Below are 11,476 nucleotides of genomic sequence, written 5' to 3' on the forward strand. Positions count from 1 at the left end.
GTCTCAATTCTAATTAGCGTTGGCGCATCACCAGTGTGAGCCTCTTGCAAAGCGGCGGCAAATTTGAAACTATGAGCAGGGACAACGCGATCGTCATGATCGGCTGTGGTAATTAAGGTTGCTGGGTAAGCTGTATTTGGTGTGATGTTGTGTAGTGGCGAATAAGCATACAGCGCTGGAAACTCTTCTGAATTATCTGCTGAACCATATTCGGAAGTCCAAGCCCAACCGATGGTAAATTTGTGGAACCGCAACATATCCATCACACCGACTGCGGGTAAAGCTGCACCAAACAAATCGGGACGTTGGGTTATACAAGCACCTACTAATAAACCGCCATTACTACCACCTGCGATCGCAAGCTTCTCAGTCTTAGTATACTTGTTAGCAATCAACCATTCAGCAGCCCCAATAAAGTCATCAAAGACATTCTGCTTTTTCTCCTTCACTGCTGCTTGATGCCATTCTTCACCATATTCTCCACCGCCACGAATATTAGGCATAGCATAAACGCCACCGAACTCCATCCACACCAATAGACTAACAGAAAAGCCAGGTGTCATTGAAGCATTAAAACCGCCATAAGCATATAGATAAGTAGGGTTATTTCCATCTAATTTAATCCCTTTTTTGTAAGTGATAAACATTGGGATTCTAGTACCATCTTTGCTGTGATAAAAGACTTGTTTTGTCTCATAATCATCAGGATTAAAATCTACCTGTGGTTGACGGAAAACCTCACTTTTTCCTGTCACCATGTCGTAGCGATAAATAGTGCCTGGTATGGTAAAGCTGGTAAAACTATAAAAAGTTTCAGTATCATAACGCTTACCACCAAAGCCACCTGCTGAACCAAGTCCAGGTAGTTCTACCTCTCTAATAAATGCACCTTTGAGGTCAAAAATTTTGATTTGACTGTGAGCATCTTTGAGGTAATCAGCAACAAACTGATTATTAAGTATACCGACACTTTCCAAAGTTTCCGCAGATTTGGGAATGATTTCTTGCCAATTTTCTGGTGCAGGGTTTTTCGTGTCAATTGCAATAACTCGTCCCCGTGGTGCATTGAAATCTGTACGAAAATAAAAGACGCTATCATCATTGTCGATAAAGCTGTAATCTGCCTCAAATTGGTTAATTAGTTCTAATACTTCCGCATTAGGGTTAGTTAAATCTTTAGAAAAAACCAAATTTTTAGAGTCAGAACCTAGCCAAATTGAAATTATTAGATAACGTCCATCTTCTGTAACTCCACCACTAAAACCCCATTCCTTTTGGTCAGGACGATGATAAATTAAAATGTCTTCTGATTGAGGTTTACCCAATTGATGATAGTAGAGCTTTTGATAATAGTTGACATCTTCTAATTGAGTTTTTTCATTTGGTTCATCGTAGCGACTGTAGAAAAAACCTTGATGATCGTGTGTCCAAGATGCGCCAGAAAATTTAATCCACTTCAGGTGGTCTTGGAGGTCTTCACGAGTTTCAACATTGCGTACTTTCCACTCTTGCCAATCAGAACCAGAGGAGGATAGACCATAAGCCAAAAGTTTACCATCCTCGCTAATCGACAATCCCGAAAGAGCAACAGTGCCATCTTCAGAGAGTTTATTGGGATCGAGTAAAACTTCGGGTTGATCGTCGAGGGTTTTCAAGGTGTAAAGAACACTTTGATTTTGCAGTCCGTCATTTTTGAAATAAAAGTAGCGTTCGGTGGAACCGTCTCGCAGAGATTCGCCTTCTTTAAAAGGAATACCGTATTTTTCATAATCCCAAAGTTTGGTGAGGCGCTGTTTAATTTTTTCCCTAGCAGGAATTTCACTCAGGTAGCCAAAAGTAACTTTATTTTGTGCCTCAATCCAAGTTCTTGTTTCTTCAGAATCAGGATCTTCTAACCAACGGTAAGGGTCTGCAACTAAAGTACCGTGGTAGTCATCGACTTGATTGCTCTTATGGCTGGTTGGGTAAGTGAGAGATTTTTTAGAAGAAGGCATAGTCTTAGGTCAAAGTGCTTCTTTACATACTATAAAGATAGACCCAAGACTGGAGTATAGACTCTATTGTTTCTCAAAGAAAAAGCCCCGGCTTCTGACGGGGCCAATACGTGCTATTTCCATTTCTAGAACAATTGTACTATAAAAAACCAGTATCAGCTTTCACGGAGGTAGAAGCGTGTGGAGTTTTCCCGAAAATCTCAGTCGGTTGATTTAGCTAACGAGTTTCTCTCCTTTGAGCATCCGCGCCGCAGCTTCAAGTAGAGCTTCTTCGAGATAAGGCTTGGTAAAGTAGCCACTAGCACCGAGTTGAGCGGCAATTTGTCTGTGCTTGTCTGCACCGCGCGAGGTGAGCATTGCGATCGGTAAGTGGTTGAGGTTAGGGTCTTTCTGGATGCGAGAGAGTAATTCCAGTCCATCGCAACGGGGCATTTCAATATCGCAAAATACGATATCGCAAGGCAGACCGGAGCGGAGTTTATCCCAAGCTTCCTGACCGTCACGCGCCTGTTCTACGCGATAACCTGCTTTGTTAAATGTCAGGGATAGTAATTCTCGGACTGTAATTGAGTCATCGACAATCAGCACTGTCGGATCAATCTTCGCGGGAGAGGTATCTGGGGGAGTGAGGTTTTGTTGCCAAGAATTGCCACCAGCTTGTGTAGAAATCCGTCCCTGGAAGATATCAATTATTTCTAGCACGTCAGCAATGGGCATAATCCGACCATCACCCAGAACTGTAGCACCAGCGACACCAATGGGTTTAGGCGCTGGCCCTTCAAATTGCTTAATTACAATTTCTTGTTCGCTTAACACCAAGTCAATCTGTAAAGCAATCAGGGTATTTGCCGATCGCACCACAACCACAGAAACCATATCATCATCTCTGGTACCGCCATAGACATTACCGCGACTGATTTGGCGATTGAAGGTTAAAAGTTCCTTCAGAGGTCGGAATGGTAGCACTGTATCGCGCCAGGAAATAAACGATTGCCCATTGGCATCGTGCTGAATACTTTTGACTGGTATATCTAGCGTATCTTCTACACCATCCATTGGGAAGGCGATTCTGGCGCGATCGGAGACGCAGCAGAGAGCTTTACAAATACTCAGAGTCAGTGGTAAACGAATGGTGAAGGTGGTTCCCTTGCCGATCGCAGAATCGGTGTTAACTGTACCTCGAATTTCGCTAATTTCGGAGCGCACTACGTCCATACCCACACCACGACCGGAAATTTCATCGGCTTGGTCTTTGATCGTAAAACCAGACTGGAACAGCAGATCGTAGACTTCCAGGCGAGACATAGCTTTTGCTTGCGCTTCTGTAATCATGCCAATCTTTACCGCCTTAGCCTTAACCGCGGCAGAATCGATACCTGCGCCATCATCGCCTACAGATATGATCGTTTGGTTCCCTTGGTGGAAAGCGCGGATAGTAATGATTCCTACAGGTGGTTTACCAGCAGCTTGCCGTTCTTCTGGCGTTTCAATACCGTGAGCGATCGCATTATTCAGCATGTGAGTTAACGGATCGGTCAGATGATCTAAAATCATCTTGTCAATTAAGGTATCGCCACCTTCGATCAGCAACTCTACTTGTTTGCCACACTTGATGGCGTTATCGCGCACTCCTCGCCGCCAGCGATCGATAGTTTGAGCAAAAGGCACCATTCGCGCTCTAGTTAATCCCTCTTGTAACTGGGTGGTTACTTGGCGGAACTGCCTTGCGACTCGTTCGGTTTCTTCGGTAACAAAATCAATGTCACTAGCCGACTCACGGACTCGCACAATCCGCTCAATCATCTGCTGTGAGAGTGTATGGAAGGGTGTAAAACGATCCATTTCTAATTCGCTAAAACCCCTATCAGCATTGAAATCAGGGGCTTGTAAGCCGGGTTCTTTCTTTTTGCGTCCAGCTAACAGAGACGCTTCCAGTAGCGATCGCTCGTACAACTCCTGCATCCTTGCGCCCACATCCGAGAGTTGTTGTACCTGAATCAGCAAGTTATCTAATGACTGTCGCAGTCGTTCATGATCCTGCTCTAAGGTATTACGGTTTACCACCAACTCCCCAACTAAATTACTCATATCGTCCAGTTGCTTAACTGGAACCTTCATCGTTTCTTCAAATCTCGCAGCCCGACGAGTAGAAGGGGCAGTAGTTTTGCTGGTGTTGGATTTTACTAAAGGAGAATGAGATATTGTTTGATTCGCTTCTGCCAGCAACTTCTCCAAGTCACCAAATTCATCTTTTATGACTGGTGATGGAATCACATTTTTAGCTAAGACTGGTTGAGTTTTAAAGGGTTGGCGTAGATTGCTGTTATTATCTGTACTTAGCAATTCTTCCAGGGCTGCAAAATCTACTTCTGGTATCTTGTGAGTTTTGGGTATAGGTGCTGTTTCTTCTCCTAATAATGCTGCCAAGTCTGCAAATTCATCTTCTGGAGCAACTACTTCAATTGTTTCTGCAAATAATAAATTATTTTCAACAACTGTATTTTCTGTTAACTCAAGGGTAGTTTCTAAATAATTATTTTCCTCAGTCTCTAAAACTTCTGAGCTGATCTGGGCTGAATCTGAAGTTTCCCCAAAACTAATAGTTTCTGATAGTTCATCCACAGAAAATCCTGTGGTTTCCATCTGAATATATGTCAAATCATTTGTCGTGACATCTTCAAACAGCAGTTGCGGATTTTCATCAAAATAATTGAATAAATCACCTGCCTGTAATTCTGGTGATGCTGAATCTGAAGTTTCCCCAAAGCTGATAGTTTCGGATAGTTCATCCACAGAACTTTCTGTGGGTTCAATCTGAATATAAGTCAAGTCATTTGTCGTGACATCTTCAAACGGCAGTTGCGGATTTTCATCGAAAGAATCGAACAAATCACCTGCCTGTAATTCTGGTGATGCTGAATCTGAAGTTTCCCCAAAGCTGATAGTTTCGGATAGTTCATCCACAGAACTTTCTGTGGGTTCAATCTGAATATAAGTCAAGTCATTTGTCGTGACATCTTCAAACGGCAGTTGCGGATTTTCATCGAAAGGATTGAATAAATCACCTGCCTGTAATTCTGGCAATCCTGAATCTGAAGTTTCCCCAAAGCTGATAGTTTCGGATAGTTCATCCACAGAAAATCCTGTGGTTTCCATCTGAATATAGGTCAAGTCATTTGTCGTGACATTTTCAAACGGCAGTTGCGGATTTTCATCGAAAGAATCTAATGAATTAACTTCCAATTCAACAGCAGATATCTCTACGGGCTGATTAGCAAAATCTAAAGATTCTGGTTGTTGCGATCTGAGAATCTCTTCCCCTGGATGCTGGGCAAACAAAAGCGTTTCAGTCGTAGATGTATCGTTGATTGCAGGGGAAATAGTTGAGCTACTTGATGTTAATTCATCAAATAAATTATCTCCCGAATCTGATGATAATATCAAATCTAGCTGTTCTTGATCCTGGAAATTGATATCAAAATCTTCTTCTATGTCAAAACTGGCTATAGGAGAAGGTATGGACTGCTGACTATCAGCAAAAATGTCATCAGCCGCCGCACTAAACAAACTTTCATCTAACGCCTTTTCCACATTTTGATCAATCAAGGAATCGAATTCGTCTTTTTCTTCTGTGGTTTCCTGATTCCAGAAGTTGCTCAGATCGTTTTCTGATTGAGAAAACTCAGGTGCCGTTGCTGGAGGTGTATCAAATAAATCACCGATTTCTGGCTCACTTGTCGGTAGTTCTATCTGTTCTTCCATTTCAGCAAACAAGTTGTCCAAAGACAAGTCTGTTGTCTTGGGTAATTCTATGTAGTCACTAGGAGTAATTTCTTCTACCCAATTTGCATTTCTAGTTTCTAAGAATAAGTTATCAAAATTGTTTTGTTGGTTGATAGATAGTTCCACACTAGCGAACGGCTCAGTTTCTGGTTGAGTCACTTCGCCTGTTGGCAATAGTTCTTCATTATCTAATCCCAGTGTCAAGAAATCTTCAACTACACTATTTTGGGCAATCTCACCAGTAGTCTGGTTTGTATCACGAGGAATATCAATCAATTCTTGTAAAATTTCACCAGAAGATGAGTCTAAATTTATATCAAATTCATTAATATCGCTTAACTCTAGAGGCGTAGCAGATGTTTGTTGATTTTGCGGTTCTGAATGATCTTTTTCTAGGAAATGGTCGCCAAATAACAGGGATAAATCTTCTGTTTTGGCTGTAGTTGTTGGGTGCAGCGCGTTATTTATATCTTCATTAAAGGAGAGTAAGTCAGATAAATCGTTATGAGCGTCTTCAGCCTCAGTGCTGCTCAAATCAATTCCAAAGTCATCCGTAGTAACAATATCTAAAGTTTCTTCTTGATGCCAGCTTTCATCTAGTTCGGGAGTCTCACCGTCAAATAAATCGGCAAGAGTATTTAACTCAGCTATTCCTACCTCTGGCCCATTGGGGTCAAGATTGTTACTGATTGGATGTGCTTCGTCATGTGTGGTGAAAGTAAAACTAGTGTTTCTACTTTCATTTAGTGGTGTTCCTTGTAACTGAAGGTCTTCAGTGTTGGCGTAGCCAGACGCTCGTGGACTTGCTAACGCTGCGCGATCGCTACTATCTTTGTCTATATTCAGTTCTTCAGTTGTCTGAACTAATGGCTCTAATTCTGTGAAAGCCGCAGACTGTTCATCAAATAAATCAGGCGTAATTTCTAATAACTCAATTTCTGCAAAGCTCAAAAGTGCTTCTAGTTGCTGACTAATTGCAATTTCGGCTTCTCTACCTTGCAGAACTAATTCTTGAGCTTGTTTGATTTCGGTAATGACAATTTTAGCTAAAGTCAGATAAGTATTTTCGGGATTGCCGATCGCACTGGCTGCTGCTTGACACAAACCACACCATTTCGGCAAATTCCAAGTTTCACCAAGTTTGACTAACTGGTGACAGCATTGCTGGAGGTTTTGCCGAGTTGAGGGGGTTGTAGTTTGCTTAAATAATTGCAACATTTCCCGGAGTGTTTGCAGCACTTGGGCTTGAAACTCACTCCAGTTATTATTTTCTTTCGCGGTCACTGGCGATCGCGTAGCGTTAGCGAGTCCGCGAGCGTTTAGCGCCTCTTGGGGTGCTACCGAGTCTGGAGATTCCTGATGGGTGTATTCTGCCAGATCGGGAATATCGCGCCGCATGAAAATTTCTGTCAGTGTAGAGACATTCTCTACAGAAGTTGTGTGTAGTTCCGTTGCTTCATAACTGCTGGACACTCCACTCTTTGCTTGTTCTACAAGTAGTTCCAGATGCTGATACAGCCATTGAAAGACTGGCTCAGTTTCTGACATCAAAGTATTAGCCGCATCTTCAGAAAGACCATAAGGCCCGCTCAAATGCTCTAACAGTGATTTTAGGGTATCAGATACACCAAGAAATAAAGACTCTAACTTTTGGTCAATCTGAACCGGATTATCTTTGAGAATTTTGAAACAATCTTCCAGACGGTGGGAGGTATGCTGGATGCTAGTCAATCCAAGCATCGCCGCTCCTCCTTTGATGGAGTGAGCCGCCCGGAAGACCTCACTGATCATTTCCGGGTCGTTCAGAGTACCCTCTAAATTTAGTAAGCCCTGCTCAATGGTATTCAGGTGATCCCTGGCTTCTTCAATAAAGTAACCCAAAATCCGCTGTTGTTGTTCCGGCAGCATAGTTTTTTAGTCAAGAGTCATTAGTCATTAGTTATTAGTCATTAGTCATTGGTCATTGGTCATTAGCAAATAACAAAGGACAAAGGACAAATGACAATTTATCTGGTTTCCATAGTTTCCACTCGGAAACGTTCAACGGAAGCGATCAAGTCACGGGATACACCTACTAAGTGTTGTAAGGCTCCTGAAACTCGCTGTGCTTCTTGGGAAGTTTCTTGCGCGGTCAGTTCTACTGATTGCATTACATGAGCCACGGCGCGGGAAGTTTCCGTTTGTTCCACAGTGTCGCTGGTAATAGAGCGCACAAGAATATCAATGCGATTTGCCACTTGAATAATATTTTCGAGCGATCGCTTGGCTTCTTCTGCCAATTTTGTCCCTTTAATTACTTGTTGTGTGCCTTCTTCCATTGCGGTCATTACAGAGCCTGTTTCGCTTTGGATTTGCATCACAATTTGTTCAATTTCTTTCAGGGATTTAGCAGATTTGTCTGCTAGCTGGCGCACTTCATCTGCTACGATCGCAAACCCGCGTCCCGCTTCTCCGGCTCTTGCCGCCTCAATACTAGCATTGAGTGCCAGCAAGTTTGTTCTGGAAGCAATTTGCGAAATCAACGCCACAATTTTAGAAATTTCTTGGGAAGATTCCGCCAACCGCTTCACTTTGCGAGTGGTTTCGGCAACGGTTTCTCGAATTTCTAAAATCCCTGCAACGGTATTTTCTACTGCTTCGCCACCCTTGATAGCGATCGTACTAGCATCGCGGGCGACGGTTTCGGCTTCTCGCGCCGCCTCTGCTACCCGATGAATCGAGTCGGTCATCACCTGCACAGAATTTAGCGTTACTGCCAACTCTTCTGCTTGGCGCAAAGCATCACTAGATAAGGCTCTGGCAAAGGTTTCGGAGTTGGTTGCACCTTTTGTTACATCCTTCGCCGCCACTTTTACCTGTTGCACGATATCCCGCAAGTTTTGAATTGTCAGGTTAAATGCATCGGCTACGGCTCCCAGTACGTCGGCGGTCACTTCCGCTTGGACTGTTAAATCGCCTCTAGCAGCTCCTTCCACGTCATCTAAAAGACGAATCACCTGACGTTGCAGGTTTTCTTTGGCTTCCTCTTGTTCATCAGCTTTGCGTTGGGCTTCACTTGTGGTTGTGAAAATTACCCGCGCCATTTCATTAAAGCCGGTAGACAAATGCCCTAATTCATCTTCAGAAAATACTGTGGCTTGAGCATTCAGATTTCCTTGACGTACAGCCTCAAACTGAGCTTGGAGGTCATCAGTTGTGCGCCGAATTTGTTTCAGCGCCAGATTTCCCATGAAACCTGCGGTAGCAAAACCTGCAATCCCGGCGGCTAGTGACATTGCCCAACCTGTGTTTCGGACTGATTCTCGTTGTTGGGGTGGCGAAAATGTGGTGGCGACAAAGCTAACTGTAGCGACAACCAGCGCCGATACAATGCCCACACTGCCAGCAATTAGCCATTGTTTGCGTTCGATGGAGGCATTTTCTAATGGTGCTAACCATCCTTGCTCGATGTTGACATTGGGTTCTAGTTTCGAGATATCTGTTTGGCTAAAGACTGGAACGGCTTCATGGGAACCAGTCATTGAAAACAGTTCCTCTTCGCGATCGGCTGAATTGCTTGAAAAAGCCTCCGCCTTTTGCGGGCGACCAGTGTCACTAGCTTCTGCTGGAGTAGAATGCATTGCGGCATTACCGAAGCTAGAATCTCCTTCCATCAGGTCAAATCCTGGAATATTGCCTAAATCGTCAAATTCCTCAAAGTCATCTAAAAACTCGATATTACTCTTAGAATTTTGTCCATTCAGTATATTGCTTGAATCTTCATAAGAGTTTAAACCATCTGAGCCAAAGGCAGACTCAAATGCTTCCATATCAAAATTTTCATCGCCATCAAAGTTATTTTGACTGATGAATTCAGGCGATTTAAACTGCTTTTCTTTGCGAGGTAAATTGCTATTCAAAGATGAATCATTCTCAGGCACATTCGGTTTTGAAGCTGATTCTACTTCCAAATTATTAGCTGTTAACCAACTATGTGCTTCAGTTTCCGGCAAATTATCTTGACTGCCGGATTCCAATTTATTTGTTGCTGGCGAATCATTTCTCAAGTCTTCGGCAACAATCAATAAAGTTTCGTCTCCAAAACGAGATTTTTTATATTCTAAATTTCCCAGACTCTGCTCTGGAGACTTTGGCTCGCTCAACAAATCAGGGAAATTATTCTCGCTATTACCAGTTTGTGAATTAGCAGATGAAGAGTTATTATTGTCAATATTTGAATTTCCGTGAGGATAATTTATCTCATTATCTGAGAATTGACTATTTGCTAATGATTCTTCCAGAATTTCTTCTGAAACACCTTCCTGCCAAAAAGCAGGTAACTCTAATTCTGTGTTCTCCTCCCAGTTCTTATTTGACTCTTCTCCCTCTGCTTCTTCATTGATGGCAAAAGGGTCGTCACCAAAAGGTGTAGAAGAATCTGATATTTTTTCTGTCCCAGAACTATCTTCTGTGGGTATATCAAATGGACTTTTTGAAGATATCTCTTCAACGCCATTTACACTTTCTTGATGCTCTCCAAAAAAGTTCAAATCAAGGTTTTCGCTGTCAAATTCCTGATTTGCGCTCAAATCTTCTAATTCTGGTTCGCTACATGCCAGTACATCAGATATCTCTGAGGAATTTATTTCCTCTTGATTTTCTAATGGATCGATCTGCCCACTAAATGACTCTAAATATTGATTGATATTGTCAATTCCATTCTTGGCAAAACCAATAATTTCTCCATCGTTAGTCAAGCCTAATACCTGTTGATATTCTTCTTTTGCGACATCGTACTGCTGTAAAACATAGTAAATGTGACCCCGCAACAAATGGGTATTGGGGTCATCTGGTAAATTTTGCACCACTTGGTCAACTAAAGTGGCCGCAACCTCATAATTCCTTTGAACATAGGCGGTCATCGCCTGTTGATATGTTGGCTCGTAATTATCAATACTTGCTGCCATTTCCTCCTCCAATTTCATCCTGCCCACCTAGCACTCCGTACAATTGCCATTTGATCGAGCAGTCGTAGACACTGATTATTTTTAGCACCTAATGACCACTCACCACGTAAAAAGGGAGCCATAGTATCTGGAACACCAGTTGGTGGCATAAGATTTTGGACATCTAACCAGTCCATACCACCGATTTCCTCTACTGCTAAACCCACTATTGTGTCTTGCTCTTCAATAGCAATCACCGAAATTTCAGCTCTATCCGTGTTTAATGCACTTGCTTCCCCCAGAAATTGACCCAAATCGGCCACCCAAATAACTCGACCTCGTAAATTTAGAGTACCCAAAAGTAAAGGAGAAGCATTAGGAATCGGGGTGATTCTATCAGGACTTAGTTCAATTACCTCCCGGATGCCAGTTGCTTGTAGTGCAAACTCCTGATGCGAGGGAATGTAAAATCTCAAATGTAACTCACCTTCAGGACTTTCTACTTGTAATTCTGGTCGAAAGTGGTCTTGACCGCCGCCACTTAAAAAGTCCGGTTTGCTGACCATGTTATTTTTATCCTTATCCTCGCAGCAGTTGTTTGACTGTTCCTACCAACTCGGTTGGTTGAAACGGTTTGGCTATGTAAGCGTCTGCACCTTGCTTCATGCCCCAATAGCGATCGAATTCTTCGCCTTTAGAAGAACACATCACCACTGGGACATTTTGGGTTTTTGGATCGGATTTTAACCGCCGACAAACTTCGTAGCCGTTCAT

The 11,476-nt window shown here is 42.8% G+C and carries 5 protein-coding genes; all 5 read right to left on the reverse strand.

Going from position 1 to position 11,476, the window contains the following annotated elements; genetic code table 11:
• The coding region (locus tag HWQ37_RS00495; RefSeq protein WP_292742586.1) for a prolyl oligopeptidase family serine peptidase at positions 1-1,994 on the reverse strand (1,994 nt) is incomplete at its 3' end.
• 213 nt (positions 1,995-2,207) lie between these two features.
• Positions 2,208-7,685, reverse strand: a complete 5,478-nt coding sequence (locus HWQ37_RS00500; RefSeq protein WP_292742587.1) for a hybrid sensor histidine kinase/response regulator — start codon at positions 7,683-7,685, stop codon at positions 2,208-2,210.
• 98 nt (positions 7,686-7,783) lie between these two features.
• Positions 7,784-10,723: a methyl-accepting chemotaxis protein gene (locus HWQ37_RS00505; RefSeq protein WP_292742588.1), complete on the reverse strand. Its 2,940-nt coding sequence runs from the start codon at positions 10,721-10,723 to the stop codon at positions 7,784-7,786.
• Between the two features lie 14 nt (positions 10,724-10,737).
• Complete coding sequence (locus HWQ37_RS00510) at positions 10,738-11,268, reverse strand: chemotaxis protein CheW (protein ID WP_292742589.1); 531 nt, start codon at positions 11,266-11,268, stop codon at positions 10,738-10,740.
• 13 nt (positions 11,269-11,281) lie between these two features.
• A partial coding sequence (locus tag HWQ37_RS00515) for a response regulator (protein ID WP_292742590.1) occupies positions 11,282-11,476 on the reverse strand: 195 nt, incomplete at its 5' end.

This window comes from Nostoc sp. NMS4, assembly GCF_017115095.1.
Classification (GTDB): domain Bacteria; phylum Cyanobacteriota; class Cyanobacteriia; order Cyanobacteriales; family Nostocaceae; genus Nostoc.

Excerpts from the sequence above, each read along its gene's own strand:
- HWQ37_RS00500 (WP_292742587.1), bottom strand. The coding sequence starts at position 7,685 with ATGCTGCCGGAACAACAACAGCGGATTTTGGGTTACTTTATTGAAGAA.
- HWQ37_RS00505 (WP_292742588.1), bottom strand. The coding sequence starts at position 10,723 with ATGGCAGCAAGTATTGATAATTACGAGCCAACATATCAACAGGCGATG.
- HWQ37_RS00510 (WP_292742589.1), bottom strand. The coding sequence starts at position 11,268 with ATGGTCAGCAAACCGGACTTTTTAAGTGGCGGCGGTCAAGACCACTTT.